This is a genomic window from Staphylococcus sp. GDY8P196P (assembly GCF_017891705.1).
In the GTDB taxonomy this organism is placed as follows: domain Bacteria; phylum Bacillota; class Bacilli; order Staphylococcales; family Staphylococcaceae; genus Staphylococcus; species Staphylococcus ureilyticus.
This window is the reverse complement of record NZ_JAESJS010000018.1, coordinates 77,640-95,620: the sequence shown is the minus strand read 5'-3', so window position 1 is coordinate 95,620 and position 17,981 is coordinate 77,640. Positions and strand designations below refer to the sequence as shown.

Genomic DNA, 17,981 nt, shown 5'->3' with positions numbered 1-17,981 from the left:
TCAATTTTTAAACACACATATATTTTCATATAACGATTTATGATTCATATCCGAAACTCAAAAGCATTGAACACCAGTTAATCTTCCAAACATCTTTTGACTGAGTTATTTCATCTCGTACTTAGTATAGTTATTGTTTAATTTAAGTGTAATATTACATCTTCGTGATAGCAATTTCTTTGCTCAATGATTTGTCTTTTTATTTTTTAAAATCAAAAAAACAAAGTAATATATGTTACAGGCAATAATGCTTAACAAAACATTCACAGAATTATATTAAAATTTACTTCTATTATATTTGACATAATAGTATAATTGATAATGATTATTATTATCTCATTATAAGAAAGAGTGAGTTTTATGTTAAGCATAAAAAGTGGAGACTTAAAAAAGAGTTACAAAATCAAAGAAATGAACATTAAAAATCAACACATGCGTCATCGGTTAAATGCACTTGGTTTAGTGAATGGTACGAAGTTAAAAATTAAACAAAAGTGCTTGTTCAAGGGTCCTTGTATATTAGAAGTGAATGGTCAATGCTTAAGTATTCGTGGCTGTGATGCATGTCAGATTGAATTAGAGGAAGCCAATGACTAACAGTTATTGTATCTTAGGGAACCCTAACGTTGGAAAAACATCATTATTTAACGCATTGACTGGCACATACGAATATGTAGGAAACTGGAGTGGTGTAACTGTAGAGAAAAAAGTAGGTCGTCTCAAACAACATATTGGAGACCTCGTTGATTTACCAGGTATTTATGAATTATCACCTATATCAAAAGACGAAATGGTTGTTACTGATTATTTATTGAATAGTCAATTTTCTGGCATGATTAATATTATAGATGCCAGCCAACTCAAACGTAATTTGCAGCTTACAGTTCAACTAATGGAATTAGGTGCACCTTTAATTATTGGATTAAATATGGTTGATGTTGCTACAAAACGTGGTATTCGTATCAACCAGCAAGCACTTATGAAAAAATTAAAATTGCCATTACTACCTATAATAGCAAGAAATGGAAAAGGCACACATCAATTATTAGATTCTTTGAAAGACAATGGCTTATCCAAAAATAGACCGTTAAAATTAAATTATGGTAAGCACATTGAAGCTACAATATCACAAATTGAATCACATTTAACATCTAGCACCTCTATTGATAAACAATTGGCACGTTTTATCTCAATACAATTTTTATTAGAAAATCCAAAAATTCATGACTTTTTAGATGACGCTGTTTTGAAAGAAATAACATTATTGCGTCAAAATTTATCAGAAGAATTAGATAATTCTATACGAGATGAAATACAAGCAACACGCAATACATATATAGACAATATTTTAAAAGATACGGTTGAATATCCTGATGAAGAACGACAATATTTCACTCATCGTATAGATTGTATTTTAACAAATAAATATTTAGGTATCCCAATCTTTTTAATCATTATGTGGCTTATTTTCCACGTTACATTCACTTGGATTGGAACACCTATATCCGATGCATTAGATGAATTTTTAGGCGGTACCTTTACAGATACAGTATCCAACCTGATGGATAAGTTAGGCCTCGTTCCATTTTTACAAGATTTGATCAATGACGGTATTATTGCTGGTGTGGGTGCAGTACTTGTATTTGTGCCACAAATACTGGTGCTTTTCTTCTTCATTTCTCTGTTAGAAGACTCTGGTTATATGTCTCGTATTGCAATATTAATGGATCGTATTATGGAATACTTTGGTCTTAGTGGTAAATCTTTTATACCAATGATTATTGGATTTGGTTGTAACGTGCCAAGTATTATGGCGGCGCGTAGCATTGAAAGTGAAAAAGAAAGACTTACAACGATTTTGATTGCACCATTTATGTCTTGTTCAGCGAGATTACCCGTTTACGCACTGTTTGTAGGTGTGTTTTTTGAATCTCATCAGGCGCTCATCGTCTTAAGTTTATACGTACTTGGTATCGTCGTCGCTTTATTAACAAGTGTATTACTAACGAAAACAGTATTAAAAAATGATGATTCTGTATTTATTGTCGAATTACCTACTTACCGATTACCTTCAGTCAAAACACTGTGGAGAAGTACATGGGAAAAAGCTAAAGGTTTTGTTAAAAAAGCAGGAACATTTATCTTTGCTGGTTCAGTAATTATTTGGCTATTGAATTATACCGGTCCCGGTGGTTTTAATGTCGATGTTAATGATAGCTTTTTACATTCAATTGGAAGTTTCTTTGCTGTATTAGTTGCGCCATTAGGTTTTGGTTCATGGCAGGCGGGTGCTACGTTAATACCTGGATTCTTAGCAAAAGAAGTTATCGTTAGCTCGATGGCAATTATCTATGCATCAGACGAAGCTGGTCTTGTAAATATTATACAAAGTCATTTCACACCATTATCAGCATATTCGTTTATGATTTTCATCTTGCTATATATTCCTTGTTTATCTACGGTTGCGACCATTCGTAAAGAAACATATTCTCTTAAATGGACTATATTGGCTGTAGCATATCCATTAATCACTGCATATTTACTTTCATTTGTCTTTTATCAAATTGGATTATTATTTTATTAAGGATGTGATTTAATGACGATTATTATCAATGTAATTATCTTTCTAGCTATTATTAGTTATGTTGTTTTTACATTATTCAACTTTTTCAAGAAAGCCAAAGCAGGTAAATGTAATTCTTGTGGCTCTAAACGTGGATGTAGTACAGGAAAGAAAACATTATGACGCTCAATCAATTTTGATAGATTCATCAATTTTTGTAAAAATGACAGCATGCTAAAATCTTTTTATACTGTTCGATTCACATCACAAAGATAAAATAAAAAAGTTCTACGTTTTAAAATAGCTGTAAAGATGAGTATTTAATATTTTTGTATTAAGCCTAAACGTCAACACCTATTATATGAATAGATGTTGACGTTTGTTTTGTTGTTATACAATTAGTTACTCATTTTGAACGATTGTTTTGCTGAGTCGCAATTTTGCATTTTAATGAAATCCTGGAAAATAATATGAGCGAGAGATTACAGGCTCGAGTCATATCCCAAGGCAAGCATGCACGAACAAAATCAAAACATTTTTCATACAAAAAGGACTAATTCGTTTGAAAAACGAATTAGTCCTCTATTTTGAGATTGAAATTTATGTCCCAGTTATTTCTTATATTTAATAATTACTCTGATTTATTGCCGCTTCTATTTTCTGCAATTTTCGTATATTCTTCTAATCTATGTTTGTTTGGTGATAGTGTTAAACCTAAGAATTTACGTTCTTTATTCGCATCTTTATAGAAGCTGACCATCATACAAAGAATGATGATAGAGAATGGTAAGGCGGTCATGATTGCCATATTTTGTAGAGCATTTAATCCATTATCTCCACCTGAGAATAATAAGATAAATGCAATCAATGCTTGCGCAATACCCCAAACCACTTTAATCATAGCTGATGGGTTTAATGAACCAAATGTTGTTTGCATTCCTAATACGAAAGTCGCTGAATCGGCTGACGTAATAAAGAATGTTGCTATTAATAGCAATGTCACAATGGACAGCACAAAGCCTAACGGTACTTCATTAAACACACCAAATAATGCAGTTTCTGAAGGCATATCAAATATTTTTGGATTATCTTTCGCAGTTTCGATACCTAGAACACCGAATGCTGCAAACCAAACTAGACTTACAAGTACCGGTGCTAACATAACTCCAGATACGAACTCTCTAATTGAGCGTCCTTTAGATACACGTGCAATAAATATACCAACAAATGGACTCCAACTAATCCACCAAGCTAATTGGAAGAACGTCCACGATTTCATCCATTCATTTTTCTGTGGATCTAATGGTGCCGTATCAAACATGTTAAATAATAACGTATTTAAATACTCACCTGTTGAACTTGTTAGCATATTTAAAATAAGAACAGTTGGTCCTACAATAAAAATAAACAATAAGATTATGCCAGCTAAACCAATATTAGCGTTACTTAAATATTGGATACCACGGCTTAAACCTGACCAAGCACTCGCTAAGAATAAGATTGTAACAATCACAATAATAATACCTTGTGTCACAATATTATTCGGAATATCAAATAGGTAGTTTAGACCACCTGCGATTTGCATAGCGCCTAAACCTAGTGATACCGCAACACCACCAATTGTGGCAAAAACTGATACTACGTCAATAACAGTACCAAGCGGACCGTCTACTTTATTTCCGAAAATTGGACGTAATGTTTTTGAAATTAATGCAGGTTCATTTTTTCTAAATTGGAAGTAAGCTAACGCTAATGCTACAACACCATATACTGCCCATGCATGGAAGCCCCATTGCATAAATGCGCCTCTTAAAGCTTCTTTATAAGCATGTGCTGACTGTGGCTCTCCAGATGGTGGTGATACAAAGTGACTGATTGGTTCAGCTGCTCCCCAGAATACTAAACCAATTCCCATACCAGCACTAAATAGCATCGCAAACCATGAAATTGTGTTAAATTCAGGTTTATCTTCAGGTTTTCCCAATTTCAATTTTCCGATTGGACTAAATATTAAGAAAACACAGAAGAATATCATGAGTGCTACAATAACCATATAATACCAACCAAAGTATTCAGTAATCCAACCAGTAATATTTGTCCCTATTTCATTAAACTGAGTTGGAAAGATTGCACCCAATAATACAACTATTGCGGTAATAATAATACTATAAGTAAAAACAGAAGACAGTTTCTTCCCATTAGCATTATGTTGTTTATTTTCCAAAATTAGTAACCTCCCTTATAATTGAACATTAGGCAGAATAACAGACTTTATATATTAAAACAACAGTAGCAAAGCTTGTTTTAATATAATAAAATGCGGTTAAAGCCGTCATCAAAGGGTTACAAAACTAAAACTAAAAGTTCAATATTTCTAAAAATATATTTATGAAAGATAAAATCATTTACTTTAAAATAAACTTGCGCATATTTTAATTTCAAAACAAAAGACTAGAAAATAATTTTAGTATTACAATCTAGTCTTAAAAATATGATGTTTTTGAGAAATTATAACGCGTGTTACTACATTAAAAGCATTTCAATACATAATTTTGATGTTATTTCACTATCAGTACTGGTACAGGACTTCTTTTAGCAACTTTATGCGTAACATCTCCAAGTACATGTTTGATATCGATACTCACGCGATGGTTACTCATTACTACTAAATCAAAATCACCTACATCCATATCCCCAAAACTAATTCTCTCAAGTATGGTATCTTTTACAGGTCCAAATTCGATAGCGACTTTATAATTAATACCTTGTGCTTTTAATTTTTCAAGAAATGGAGAAAGCTCTTCTTCTTTTTCTTTAATGATATCTTCTTTATGTTTATTTTCATAACGTACACTCGCTAATAGATCATTTTCAGTCATGACATTATGAACAACTACAGTGGAATCTTCGCCGACTAATTTTGCTAAGTTTTCAGGAATGTTATCGAAATCATTATCAAAAGAGTATGGTAGTAAAATATTTTTATACATAATCAATCACCTTTCTTAATTAAACTGATACAAAACAGCACATGCAATTTTGCTTGTTTAAATATATTTTTGGTGCCTTAATGCGTATTTTACTAATGAAATAACTAACGTATTGAGCCGCATTTTATATTGAAACAATGAAGTATCGATACCATAAAAATTTTTAGTGTACTCACTTATTATTTAATTACCACATTTTTATATAAATTATTCATTAAATAACCATTATTAACATAATTTTTCAATTATTAATATTCTTCTTTTAATAATACCTATGGTTTATTGCTTACATGAACAACTAACCGTTACACGAATAATTTCTAAAATGATTTTCGTTTATAAAAATAGGCGCGACTATGAAGTCAATATCACTCAGTTGACCTCACACTCGCGCCATATATTGCTTATTTTTAATGTACTTGTTCTTGTCCTCGTTTATTCCAAGTTAAAATAAAACTTAACATCGCTAAAATACTAATAATGGTTAATAAAACAAAACCAAAATCCCATCCAAAATGTTGTACGACAAAACCTAAAACAATGTTTGCCATCACAGCTCCAAATAAGTAACCAAATAAGCCTGTTAGACCGGCAGCTGTTCCTGCTGCCTTTTTAGGTACATAATCTAAAGCTTGTAAACCAATTAACATCACTGGTCCATAGATTAAAAATCCTATTGCAATTAATGATAAATTATCTAACCATGCATGACCTGGTGGATTCAACCAATAAATCAATACAAAGATTGTAACGCCTAGCATAAAGAAGAAACCTGCTGGACCACGACGCCCTTTAAATACTTTATCGGAAATATAGCCACACAATAGTGTTCCTGGAATGCCAGCCCATTCATAAAGGAAATAAGCCCACCCTGATTCGTTTAAATTAAATTGTTTTTCTTCACTTAAATAAGTAGGTGCCCAATCTAGTACACCATAACGTACAAAATAGACAAAAATATTAGCAAAGGCGATCGCCCACACCCACTTGTTATTTAATACATATTTAAACAATATCTCTTTTGTTGTTAACTCTGTTTCAAGTGTTTCATGCGTCGTCGTTGAATAATCTTTGTTAAAACGTTCAATAGGTGGTAAGCCTTGTGATTGAGGAGTATCTCTGATCAAAAAATATGCAATAATTGCAATAACAATCGCCAATAACCCTGGATAAATAAAAACGCCTTCAAACCCTCTTAAATAACCAAAATTATAAAGCGCAGTCATAGAAATGCCCCATGTTGCAATCGGTGCCATTAGACCTCCTCCAACATTATGCGCTACGTTCCAAATAGACGTTTTACTACCACGCTCACTTACACTAAACCAATGTACGAGTACACGACCTGATGGCGGCCATCCCATACCTTGAAACCATCCATTTAGAAATAACATAATAAACATGATTGTAATACTAGAAGTAAAGAATGGTACGAATCCTAACAATAAATTAACAGTTGCTGTCAGTAACAAACCTAATGTTAAAAATACACGTGCATTACTGCGATCACTTACGGTGCCCATTACAAATTTACTAAAACCATAAGCGATTGAAATCGCTGAAAGTGCGATACCAAGTTCCCCTTTACTGAAACCATCTTCAATTAAAGAAGGCATCGCTAATGAAAAGTTTTTTCTCAACAAATAGTAACCTGCATAACCGATAAAAATACCTAAAAAAACCTGTAATCGTAATTTTTTATATGTATCATCTACCTTGTCAGATGGTAAAGGATCCACATGCTTTGCCGGTTTTAAAAAACGAAACATACAATCACCCCTAAATTAGCAATCATTTTTCTTAATATTTTATTTACAAATTATTTACTTAATATTAATATTTCCCGGGTGGTAAAGCAATACTATTATTAAAATTTGAATATTATTCTATAAGAAATAATATTTGTTCATGCGTAGTGTATACGATTGAAAAAATCATATATTTAATAAATAAAACACCTCGTAGTTATAATAAATCTTTAACTACAAGGCGTTACGAAAAATAACTATTACAATACATCAAAAAAATACATACTTAATAGCACAAGTATTATAAATAACCCAACACAAAGTATAAAACTATACATAAAAGTTACGGTATTACGTAATTTACTACTATAGATATCATTAGGGTCTTTTCCATGCATAAAAGCAACTATCCTATCATACGTTTGTATTCTATACGATTTTTTTAATGATTCTACTTTAAATGATGAAATAATCATTGTCGCTAAAAGTATAGTTTCAGCTATAATCCATAATGGCGTCCAATAGTAGAGGGTTGGACCTGCTAAGATTGCGGATAATAACATAGGCCAAATCATTAAATGACTCCATAAATTAAATTTGCTCTGTTTTAACTTTTGTTCCATAATCTCTATGTCTCCTTTAACTAAGTTATCTAAAGAAACTTGAAACAAAGAACTAAGCATTAACAAATTATGTATATCTGGATAACTTTTATCATTTTCCCAATTTGAAATTGTTTGTCGTGAAACATACAATTTTGCGGCTAAATCTTCTTGTGATAAATGATCGCGCTGTCTAAAAAATTTAATTTGATTACCTATGTTCATTTGCCAAGCTCCTTTAACTTGAGACTATAGTGTGTTTCTAATTTAGACTACCAAATTATATTGACATACGCACATTTAATTATGTAAAAACTCTTTGTCATGTTGCTATTACAGCATTTATTAGACATCCCTTAGTCTTACATAAAACAAGAGTAAGACCGCAACTAAATTATGTTTTAATTACGTATCTTACTCTCATTATTGTCATTCATCTTTAACTCGTTTTTATCACTGATTTTAAAAATCAGCATCCATCATCGTTTTATACTTACGTCACAGTTTGTTGTTGTTGATACGGTATAGGATGATCTAATTCAAATGAAGCACCTGCAGTAATTTTTTTATATTGATAAGTAAAGTAACCAATCCATAAAATTGTGAATACAAAGGCGAGAATATAACTTAAATTAAGATCCAAACCTAAACCTATCTTCTGACTTAAAATATAAGTGAAAATATTCCAAGTCATAAAGACTGCCGGAATTGCTGCCACCCAAAAATTCTTTTTCGCAATAAGTAAGTACATTGCACCTACCCATAAGGCGACGACAGCTGTAGTTTGATTTGCCCAAGAGAAATAGCGCCATAAAATAGTAAAATCTACCTGAGTCAAACCAAAGCTTACGATAAATAATGGTGCGGCTACAATCACTCGTTTTAACATACTACGCTGACCATAATTTAAATAATCAGCTATAATCATACGTGCACTACGGAAAGAAGTATCACCGCTGGTAATTGGTAAGATGATAACACCCAGTACTGCAATCGTTCCAAACACAGAACCTAATAATAGATGTGATGCTTCACTTACAACAAGTGCGGCTTCACCACGCGCTAAAACATCATTTAATCCACTATATCCATTAAATAAACTCATGCCTGCAGCAGCCCAAATCATAGCTATAATACCTTCAGCAATCATCATGCCGTAGAATATAAAGCGACCATTTTTCTCTTTGTTTGTCGTTCTCGAAATAATAGGCGTTTGTGTAGCATGAAAACCAGATAAAGCACCACAAGTAATTGTAAAAAATAGTAGTGGAAATATGGGAGCACCGTCTGGATGCATATTTTTCAAATTAATTTCAGGTATCGGTGCACCTGTTTGAATAAGACGGAAACCTATACCTACTGCGCTAATGAGTAATAATGCACCGAAAATTGGATAAATGCGTCCAATGATTTTGTCTATAGGTAAAATTGTAGACAAAATATAATAAACAAAAATCACAAAGATAATGATACCTAATGCAATGCGACCATCTAATAAATTATGTAGTAACAACGCTGGACTTGTCACAAAAACTGTACCAGTAAGCAATAATAATAAAATTGAGAAGATATTTACAAAGTGTTTCATGACCTGACCTAAAAATTTACCAGCAAGCTCCGGTAAGTGTGCCCCTTTGTTTCTAATTGAAATCATTCCAGTCAAATAATCATGCACTGCACCTGCAAAAATACATCCCACAACAATCCATATAAATGCTACTGGTCCATATAATGCGCCCATAATCGGTCCAAAAATCGGACCTACACCTGCAATGTTCAATAGCTGAATGAGTGAATTTGATGACGTCTTCATAGGTAAATAATCAACATTGTCACGTTGATTATATGCCGGCGTTGGCCTATCTTGTTTCGTTCCGAACATTTTATCAATATACTTCCCATAAGTGAAATAACCTATAACTAATAATATAATAGATACAATAAACGTTACCATTTTAAATCCCCCTTTAATATGTAAGCGTTTTCTTAATTTAATCACATATTTTATTATTCTACAATCCTACAAACGTTTTTTTATTTATTTATTTTTAATTTTTAGGGAATATAAAATAAATAATACTTTTAAAATAATCTTTGTATTTAAATGATAACTAATTCATAAATATTTATAATAAATAAAAAAAGTACAACCTCATTTAAATTAAAACGAAGTTGTACTTTTTGCGGAGGTCATATGTTTAATTAACCTCAAATGTTATTTTTTATAAAGTTTAATTTTGATTTCATAATAATCATCATGGTCTTTCGCTTGATGTTCAAACTTGATGCCACTTTTTTCAAGTTCTTCTAAACTTTTGCCTACCGCTTCACGTGCATCTGTTAAGTCTTTTTCAAATGCAAAACTTTGCGCTTTCACTTTTTCAGGGCCAACTTTTTGTTTTACTCTTGCTTCAGTTTGTTTCACATTTAACTTTTGGCTTATAATCGTTTCCACTAATGTTTCTTGATCTTCATCTGATAAACTTAGCATCGCACGTGCGTGACGTTCTGTAACTTTGCCTTCACGCAAACGTTCTATCACTTTAGGCGCTAATTTTAGTAATCTCAATTTATTTGCTATAAAACTTTGACTTTTACCTACACTTTTAGCTAATTCACTTTGTGTCGTATCGCCTAGTTCTAAAAGTTTCTTATAAGCTTCTGCCTCTTCAACAACAGATAAATTTTCACGTTGAATATTTTCTATTAAAGCTACCACTGCAGTTTCTTCATCGCCTAAATCTCTGATAATGACATCTGCGTATGTCTTATTCAACGATTGTAAGGCTCTAAATCTACGCTCTCCAGCAATAATTTCAAACATATCCTCTTCTATAGGACGCACTACAATCGGTTGTAACAATCCATGCTCATCTATTGATTCTGCGAGTTCTTTAATCTTATTTGGCTCAAATACTTGTCTTGGTTGATAACGATTTGGCACAATACGTTCAGTATGAATAGATTCAACACTATTATGATCCTCTTCAATATAACCAACAATGTCATCTTTATTTTTCAAACCAAATAATTTAGAAAAAGGTTTCTTCATATTTTATGCGCTCCCTCTAAATTAGTTGTATTAAATCACTTTTCTTTTTCAAGTAATGGAGACTTATTGGGCATTCCTGGTTTTCTTGGATATTTCTTTGGTGTCTCGCTTCTCTTATCTATCTTGATTATTTGCCTTTCACCAGCATCTTCTGGTAATTCATATGAAATGACATCCTGAAGTTTACCACCGAGGACTCCTATACCAAAACGCGCTTCTTCCAATTCTTCTTCGCCTTTAGCTGATTTTAAAGCAATGAATTGTCCACCCTTTTTAACTAACGGTAAACACAATTCGCTTAATACGGAAAGTCTAGCAACTGCACGTGCAGTTACAATATCATAAGACGCCCTGTAGTCTCCCTTCCCGTATATTTCTGCGCGATCATGTACAAAACTCACATTTTCTAAATCTAATGCTTCTGCTAACTGATTTAAAAAATGGATGCGTTTATTTAATGAATCTACAATTGTAACTTTTAAATTAGGATAAATAATTTTTAATGGAATACTTGGAAAACCAGCACCAGCACCAATATCACAAATTGTTTGCGCTTGTGTCAAATCCGTATAAAAACTGAGTGCAATCGAATCATAAAAATGTTTCAAATACACCTCATGTTCTTCAGTAATGCTTGTTAAATTCATTTTTTCATTCCATTCAACGAGCATTTGAAAATACGTTTGAAATTGATGTTGTTGATTCTCTGTAAGTTCGATACCTTGTGTGCTGAGTTGCTCAGTTAACCATTTTACACTCATCTTAACTTTCCACCCTTTGTATTTTACCTTGTTCTAGGAACACTAATAAGATCGAAATATCTGCTGGATTCACACCTGAAATCCGAGATGCTTGCGCAATATTTAACGGTTTAACTTCCGCTAATTTCTCGCGTGCTTCAGTCGCTAAACTATCGACTTTACTATAATCTAAGTCTTCTGGAATTTTCTTTTCTTCCATACGTTTTACTTTTTCAACTTGTTGTAACGACTTATTGATATAGCCTTCATATTTTGTCTGAATCTCAACTTGTTCTGCTACATCACTTGGTAATTGGTTTTCTTCTTCTAAAATTTCTAGAATTAAGTTATACGTCATTTCAGGTCTACGCAATAATTCCAAAGCTAATATACCATCTTTCAAACGAGAACCGCCTTGCGCTTCAATAATTTCTTGTACGCGTTCGTGAGGTTTTATTCTAATTTCATTTAAGCGTGCTTGCTCATCTTTTATCATTTGACGTTTTTCATTGAAACGTGCATAACGTTCTTCAGAAATCATACCTAATTTATAACCTAAATCTGTTAATCGTAAATCTGCATTGTCATGTCTTAATAATAAACGATATTCTGCACGAGATGTTAATAAACGGTATGGTTCATTTGTACCTTTTGTTATAAGGTCATCTATTAAGACACCAATATAAGCATCTGAACGACTTAAGATGACTTCTTCTTCGCCTAATACTCTTGACGCTGCGTTAATTCCAGCCATGATGCCTTGTCCTGCCGCTTCTTCATAGCCAGAAGTTCCGTTGATTTGTCCTGCAGTATATAGATTTTTAATTTTTTTAGTTTCTAGTGTTGGCCACAATTGTGTTGGTACAAGCGCATCATATTCAATGGCATATCCTGCACGCATCATATCCGCTTTTTCTAAGCCTGGGATTGTTTCTAACATCTGACGTTGAACATGTTCAGGTAAGCTTGTTGATAGTCCTTGTACATATACTTCATTAGTATTTCTACCTTCTGGTTCTAAGAAAAGTTGGTGTCTAGGTTTATCATTGAATCTTACAAATTTATCTTCAATTGATGGGCAATATCTAGGTCCTGTACCTTTAATCATACCGGAGTACATCGCAGATAAATGTAGATTGTCATCTATAACTTGGTGTGTTTCTCCATTCGTATATGTTAACCAACAAGGTAGCTGATCTAAAATATATTCCGTTGTTTCAAAACTAAACGCTCTACCAACATCGTCACCTGGTTGTATTTCTGTTTTAGAATAATCAATCGTTTTGGCGTTAACACGTGGTGGTGTACCTGTTTTGAATCTCACTACTTCAAATCCAAGATTTCTAAGATTATCAGCTAGTGAAATAGATGGTAATTGATGGTTTGGACCACTTGAATATTTCATATTACCTAAAATGATTTCGCCACGTAAAAATGTACCGGTTGTAATAATGACTGCATCTGCCCAGTATTCTGTACCAATGTTCGTACGTACACCTTTGATAACTTCATCTTCAATGATTAAGTCATCTACCATGCCTTGCATAATATCAAGGTTTTCTTCATCTTCAATGACTTGTTTCATTTCTTGTTGATAAAGTACTTTATCTGCTTGTGCGCGAAGTGCTCTGACTGCTGGTCCTTTACCAGTATTTAACATACGCATTTGGATATGTGTTTTATCGATTGTTTTTGCCATTTGGCCACCTAATGCGTCTATTTCACGAACTACTATACCTTTAGCCGGTCCACCAACTGATGGGTTACATGGCATAAATGCAATATTATCTAAATTTATTGTTAACATTAACGTTTTGGCACCACGTCTTGCTGAAGCAAGTCCAGCTTCTATACCAGCATGTCCGGCTCCAATTACTATTACATCATATTCTTGAGCCATATTTTTTTCCTCCCTTTTATTTCCCTAGACAGAATTGACTAAATAACTGATTTATCAATTCTTCACTTGCGGATTCTCCGATAATTTCACCTAAAATTTCCCAAGTTCTCGTTAAGTCTATTTGAACCATATCCATTGGCACACCCGCTTCTGCAGCATCTATAGCGTCTTGAATTGAATTTCTCGCCTGTTTTAACAATGAAATATGTCTTGAATTCGATACATATGTCATATCCTGATTTTGGACATCTCCTGCAAAGAACAAATCTCTAATTTGTATCTCTAACTGATCAATACCTTCTTGTTTTAGCATTGATGTTTGAATGATTGGCATATCTCCAACCATTTCTTTAACTTCTGAAATATCTAATCGTTTGTCTAAATCCATCTTGTTAATTATGACAATGGCATCTTCGTTTTTAATAACTTCATATAGCTTGCGATCTTCTTCTGTTAAAGGTTCGTTATAATTTAACACAAACAAGATTAAATCCGCTTCACCTAAAGCTTTGCGTGAACGCTCTACACCAATACGCTCAACGATATCTTCTGTTTCACGTATGCCAGCAGTATCTACTAACCTTAAAGGTACACCGCGGACGTTTACATACTCTTCTAAAGTATCTCGAGTCGTACCAGGTACCTCTGTTACAATCGCCTTGTTGTCTTGGATCAGGTTATTTAGCATGGATGACTTACCAACATTAGGCTTACCAACTATGACCGTTGCCAAACCTTCTCTCATTATCTTCCCTTGTGTACCTGTATCTAATAACTTATTAATTTCTGACTTAATTTGATTCGATTTTTCTAATAATACTTCTGTTGTGGCATCTTCCACATCATCATATTCTGGATAATCTATATTAACTTCTACTTGTGCAAGGATTTCGAGAATGGATTGTCGCTGTCGCTTAATCATATCACTTAAACGACCTTCAATTTGATTCATTGCAACTTTAGATGCACGATCGGTTTTAGAACGAATAAAATCCATCACCGCTTCGGCTTGAGATAAATCAATACGCCCATTTAAAAACGCACGTTTTGTATATTCACCAGGATCTGCCATTCTAGCACCGTGTGTCATCGTCAACTCTAATACCCTGTTGATGGTTAAAATACCACCATGACAATTAATTTCAACGATATCTTCTCTAGTAAATGTTTTCGGTGCACGTAAGACAGACACCATTACTTCTTCTACCACTTCATTTGTCTCAGGGTCAACAATATGTCCATAATTTATTGTATGAGAAGGTACATGTTCTAATGATTCCTTCCCTCTATATAATTTGTTTGCAATATTTACTGCGTCAACACCTGACAAACGTACAATACCGATAGCACCTTCACCCATAGGTGTGGATATACTCGTTATCGTATCTAAATCCATCATCCATCTCGCCTCCTTTTATTCTAAAATTTATCATTATAATATTGTAAATAGTTTTGGATTAAAAAGCTAACATCTTGTTTAAAAAATCTAATAAGTTAGTCTAAGGGTTGTCTGAGGTAATACTTACGAGGGTCTTAAATGTTCAATCTCCCCTACCCTATTTAATTCGTTTATTAAAAACTTTAGCGATTTTTAAAACATGTTCTAAACTTGCTTGGATTTGAAGTGTATCCATATCTTTAGCTGGCTGCCTAGCTATGACAATAATTTCCATTGGTAATATATTTTGCTTATGCACCTTGAAGCTTTCACGAATAGCACGCTTAATTTTATTTCTAACAACAGCATTACCTAATTTTTTAGAAACACTAATACCCAGTCTAAAGTGTTCTAGTTCTTTATTAGGTTTCGTATAGACTACAAATTGACGATTTGCTACTGATTTTCCTTTTTTGTATATAAATTGAAAATCACTGTTCTTTTTAATTCGGTATGCTTTCTCCACGAAACATCACTCGCTTATCTTTTCATTACATTCATTATTATATATCAAGCCATAACATGTATTGAATTTTTAATAATAACAATAATTTTGCTATTAATTTACGTTATTTTAAACCAAAAAAAAGACCACTGATGAGTCAGTGATCTTATGCTGATAATACCTTACGGCCTTTACGACGACGACGCGCTAAAACTTTACGACCGTTTTTTGTGCTCATGCGTTTTCTGAAACCATGAACTTTACTATGTTTACGTTTATTTGGTTGATAAGTACGTTTTACCATGCAAAAACACCTCCATCTGTATTCGGTTATCTAATTATTATAATAGATAAATTAATATAAGCTTTTTGCTTCAAGTCTTGATTTAATATTATTAATTTCTAGTCATAATTCAAGCAACTACTACAATATAACAAAATCTTTTTTATAAAGCAAGCATCAATTTCAAGCATATTTTCATCTTGCTAATAATGCAAATCAGCACTTGATACTTTAAAACTGTATTGATAAATACATCTATTAATATAGTAGATCCACTTTAGCATATAAATATTTTTCGCTTCAAATCTATCGATTTTTCAATTATACAAATTTCATACACTTTTATAAATTATTTCCCAAAACCACAAATTGGTTATTTTTTGATAGACTATTCATTCTTGTAAGTTATCCACTTATTCACAGATATACACGCTTGTTTTGTGGATAATATTCCATCTATACACAGGTTTATTGACGATTTAACAACATATTCACATCCATTTGACAGAGGTGTTTGTTAAAAAGTATAATTGTGTGGATAAGTTATGTAAATATTGATAAATAAGGGATTAATTTATAAAAATATATCCTAAATGGTTGTGTATAACTTATAATTTACTGTGAGTTATCCACTGAATGTGTGTAACTTGTGGATAATTATTAACAGCTTGTGATTATGTTTATTCACACATGTTATTTCTGTGTATAACTTTTAAAATATAGAAAGTTGGAGTTTGCTATTATGTCAGAACAAGAAATTTGGGAAAACGTTTTAACTTTAGCTCAAGAAAAAGTCAGCTATCCTAGCTATCAAACTTTTTTGAAAGATACAAAACTTTATTCGTTGCAAAATGATGAAGCTATTGTAGTCATTGACGATCCCTTTGTAGCTAATTGGTTAAAGACACATTATGTTGAAATCGTACAATCTGCATTATATGAAGCTATTGGTCATAAAATTACGCCAGTATTTTACTCTGAAGATGAATTAGAAAGTTTAAAATCTGAAAAAAAGCAAGATGCTAATCAGAGTACTGATGAAAAAGAGATAGATCTTGATACAGTGGATGTAGCAAAAATGGGGGATGAACAATTCAATATCAATAATACATTTGAAACATTCGTCATCGGCCCCGGAAACAGATTCCCACATGCTGCAAGTTTAGCTGTAGCTGAAGCACCAGCCCAAGCATATAACCCATTATTTATATATGGTGGTGTGGGATTAGGTAAAACCCATCTAATGCATGCTATTGGCCATTATGTATTAGATAATAATCCAGATGCCAAAGTAATCTATACATCTAGTGAAAAATTTACTAATGAATTCATTAAATCTATCCGAGACAATAAAACTGAACGTTTTAGAGAAAAATATCGTAATATCGATGTGCTCTTAATAGATGATATACAATTTATTCAAAACAAAGAGCAAACTCAAGAAGAATTTTTCCACACATTTAATGATTTACATCAAGCGAATAAGCAAATTGTTATTTCTAGTGATAGACCACCTAAAGAAATTGCTAAATTAGAAGACAGATTACGTTCTCGCTTTGAATGGGGATTAATAGTAGACATTACTCCACCGGATTACGAAACAAGAATGGCAATTTTACAGAAAAAAATTGGTGAAGAAAATATAAATATTCCTACTGAAGCCCTGACGTATATCGCTAATCAAATACAATCTAATATACGTGAACTTGAAGGTGCACTTAATCGCGTATTAGCCTTTTCAAAATTACAAGGACAACCGATCACAACTGAATTAACAGCAGCTGCGCTAAAAGATATCATCCAAGCACCTAAATCTAAAAAAATTACTATACAAGATATCCAAAAAGTTGTTGGAGAATACTATAGTGTGAGAATAGAAGACTTTAGTGCCAAAAAGCGTACAAAATCAATTGCATATCCACGTCAGATTGCAATGTATTTATCACGTGAATTAACCGACTTCTCACTACCTAAAATCGGGGAAGAGTTTGGTGGACGTGATCATACTACTGTTATTCATGCACATGAAAAAATTGTGAAGGATATCAATAATGATCCGACATTTAAACAAGAAGTCGAAAATCTTGAAAAAGAAATTAGAAACCAATAAAACAATCTGTACTATAACAGATTAATGAATCAATTTAGAGGTATAACAAAATAACTTATTTTTTTAACTTTGTGGACAATGTGCAAAAGTAGTACACACTGTGCACAAGT

At 32.6% G+C, this 17,981-nt stretch carries 15 protein-coding genes; 4 read left to right on the top strand and 11 right to left on the bottom strand.

Annotation, left to right across the window (positions count from 1 at the left end; all coding sequences use genetic code 11):
* Positions 1-360: 360 nt before the first annotated feature.
* Genes KA814_RS10400 through KA814_RS10390 form a run of 3 tightly spaced genes read left to right on the top strand, consistent with a single transcriptional unit; the run spans position 361 to position 2,746 of the window.
* Complete coding sequence (locus tag KA814_RS10400) at positions 361-597, top strand: FeoA family protein (protein ID WP_046207160.1); 237 nt, start codon at positions 361-363, stop codon at positions 595-597.
* Positions 590-2,584 (top strand): ferrous iron transport protein B, encoded by a 1,995-nt coding sequence (gene feoB / locus KA814_RS10395; RefSeq protein WP_107360315.1) that lies wholly within the window; start codon positions 590-592, stop codon positions 2,582-2,584. The genes KA814_RS10400 and feoB overlap by 8 nt, the downstream gene beginning before the upstream one ends.
* Positions 2,585-2,596: 12 nt before the next feature.
* Positions 2,597-2,746 (top strand): FeoB-associated Cys-rich membrane protein, encoded by a 150-nt coding sequence (locus KA814_RS10390; RefSeq protein WP_073345459.1) that lies wholly within the window; start codon positions 2,597-2,599, stop codon positions 2,744-2,746.
* A gap of 448 nt (positions 2,747-3,194) precedes the next feature.
* Here KA814_RS10390 and KA814_RS10385 read toward each other — a convergent pair whose 3' ends face one another.
* The 11 genes from KA814_RS10385 to rpmH all read right to left on the bottom strand — a co-directional run bounded on the left by KA814_RS10385 (position 3,195) and on the right by rpmH (position 15,782).
* On the bottom strand, positions 3,195-4,790 hold the full coding sequence (locus tag KA814_RS10385) for a BCCT family transporter (protein ID WP_238394798.1): 1,596 nt from the start codon (positions 4,788-4,790) through the stop codon (positions 3,195-3,197).
* Between the two features lie 331 nt (positions 4,791-5,121).
* Positions 5,122-5,553 carry a universal stress protein gene (locus tag KA814_RS10380; RefSeq protein WP_064209818.1) on the bottom strand — a complete coding sequence of 144 codons (432 nt, stop codon included), beginning with the start codon at positions 5,551-5,553 and terminating at the stop codon, positions 5,122-5,124.
* 410 nt (positions 5,554-5,963) lie between these two features.
* Entirely contained in the window at positions 5,964-7,322 is a 1,359-nt protein-coding gene (gene glpT, locus KA814_RS10375; protein ID WP_046207164.1) for a glycerol-3-phosphate transporter, read from the bottom strand.
* Between the two features lie 239 nt (positions 7,323-7,561).
* Positions 7,562-8,128, bottom strand: coding sequence for a helix-turn-helix transcriptional regulator (locus tag KA814_RS10370; RefSeq protein WP_064209816.1), 567 nt, complete (start codon positions 8,126-8,128; stop codon positions 7,562-7,564).
* A 268-nt stretch (positions 8,129-8,396) separates the two neighbouring features.
* Positions 8,397-9,857 carry a carbon starvation CstA family protein gene (locus KA814_RS10365; RefSeq protein ID WP_046207166.1) on the bottom strand — a complete coding sequence of 487 codons (1,461 nt, stop codon included), beginning with the start codon at positions 9,855-9,857 and terminating at the stop codon, positions 8,397-8,399.
* Between the two features lie 261 nt (positions 9,858-10,118).
* Entirely contained in the window at positions 10,119-10,955 is an 837-nt protein-coding gene (locus KA814_RS10360; protein WP_046207167.1) for a ParB/RepB/Spo0J family partition protein, read from the bottom strand.
* A 35-nt stretch (positions 10,956-10,990) separates the two neighbouring features.
* The gene (gene rsmG / locus KA814_RS10355) at positions 10,991-11,716 is read right to left on the bottom strand and encodes a 16S rRNA (guanine(527)-N(7))-methyltransferase RsmG (protein ID WP_046207168.1); all 726 of its coding nucleotides are present in this window, start codon (positions 11,714-11,716) and stop codon (positions 10,991-10,993) included.
* Between the two features lies 1 nt (position 11,717).
* The gene (gene mnmG, locus KA814_RS10350; RefSeq protein ID WP_046207169.1) at positions 11,718-13,595 is read right to left on the bottom strand and encodes a tRNA uridine-5-carboxymethylaminomethyl(34) synthesis enzyme MnmG; all 1,878 of its coding nucleotides are present in this window, start codon (positions 13,593-13,595) and stop codon (positions 11,718-11,720) included.
* A 16-nt stretch (positions 13,596-13,611) separates the two neighbouring features.
* Positions 13,612-14,991 (bottom strand): tRNA uridine-5-carboxymethylaminomethyl(34) synthesis GTPase MnmE, encoded by a 1,380-nt coding sequence (gene mnmE, locus KA814_RS10345; protein ID WP_203265404.1) that lies wholly within the window; start codon positions 14,989-14,991, stop codon positions 13,612-13,614.
* 160 nt (positions 14,992-15,151) lie between these two features.
* Positions 15,152-15,499: a ribonuclease P protein component gene (rnpA, locus tag KA814_RS10340; protein ID WP_046207171.1), complete on the bottom strand. Its 348-nt coding sequence runs from the start codon at positions 15,497-15,499 to the stop codon at positions 15,152-15,154.
* A 145-nt stretch (positions 15,500-15,644) separates the two neighbouring features.
* On the bottom strand, positions 15,645-15,782 hold the full coding sequence (rpmH, locus tag KA814_RS10335; RefSeq protein ID WP_000240855.1) for a 50S ribosomal protein L34: 138 nt from the start codon (positions 15,780-15,782) through the stop codon (positions 15,645-15,647).
* A gap of 721 nt (positions 15,783-16,503) precedes the next feature.
* Between rpmH and dnaA the strand changes: the two genes are divergently transcribed.
* Positions 16,504-17,871 (top strand): chromosomal replication initiator protein DnaA, encoded by a 1,368-nt coding sequence (gene dnaA / locus KA814_RS10330; RefSeq protein ID WP_107360060.1) that lies wholly within the window; start codon positions 16,504-16,506, stop codon positions 17,869-17,871.
* Positions 17,872-17,981 lie beyond the last annotated feature (110 nt).

Bases quoted from the DNA above. Each gene is read 5' to 3' on its own strand.
- KA814_RS10400 (WP_046207160.1), top strand. From the start codon at position 361: ATGTTAAGCATAAAAAGTGGAGACTTAAAAAAGAGTTACAAAATCAAA.
- feoB (WP_107360315.1), top strand. From the start codon at position 590: ATGACTAACAGTTATTGTATCTTAGGGAACCCTAACGTTGGAAAAACA.
- KA814_RS10390 (WP_073345459.1), top strand. From the start codon at position 2,597: ATGACGATTATTATCAATGTAATTATCTTTCTAGCTATTATTAGTTAT.
- KA814_RS10380 (WP_064209818.1), bottom strand. From the start codon at position 5,553: ATGTATAAAAATATTTTACTACCATACTCTTTTGATAATGATTTCGAT.
- glpT (WP_046207164.1), bottom strand. From the start codon at position 7,322: ATGTTTCGTTTTTTAAAACCGGCAAAGCATGTGGATCCTTTACCATCT.
- KA814_RS10370 (WP_064209816.1), bottom strand. From the start codon at position 8,128: ATGAACATAGGTAATCAAATTAAATTTTTTAGACAGCGCGATCATTTA.
- KA814_RS10365 (WP_046207166.1), bottom strand. From the start codon at position 9,857: ATGGTAACGTTTATTGTATCTATTATATTATTAGTTATAGGTTATTTC.
- KA814_RS10360 (WP_046207167.1), bottom strand. From the start codon at position 10,955: ATGAAGAAACCTTTTTCTAAATTATTTGGTTTGAAAAATAAAGATGAC.
- rsmG (WP_046207168.1), bottom strand. From the start codon at position 11,716: ATGAGTGTAAAATGGTTAACTGAGCAACTCAGCACACAAGGTATCGAA.
- mnmG (WP_046207169.1), bottom strand. From the start codon at position 13,595: ATGGCTCAAGAATATGATGTAATAGTAATTGGAGCCGGACATGCTGGT.
- mnmE (WP_203265404.1), bottom strand. From the start codon at position 14,991: ATGGATTTAGATACGATAACGAGTATATCCACACCTATGGGTGAAGGT.
- rpmH (WP_000240855.1), bottom strand. From the start codon at position 15,782: ATGGTAAAACGTACTTATCAACCAAATAAACGTAAACATAGTAAAGTT.
- dnaA (WP_107360060.1), top strand. From the start codon at position 16,504: ATGTCAGAACAAGAAATTTGGGAAAACGTTTTAACTTTAGCTCAAGAA.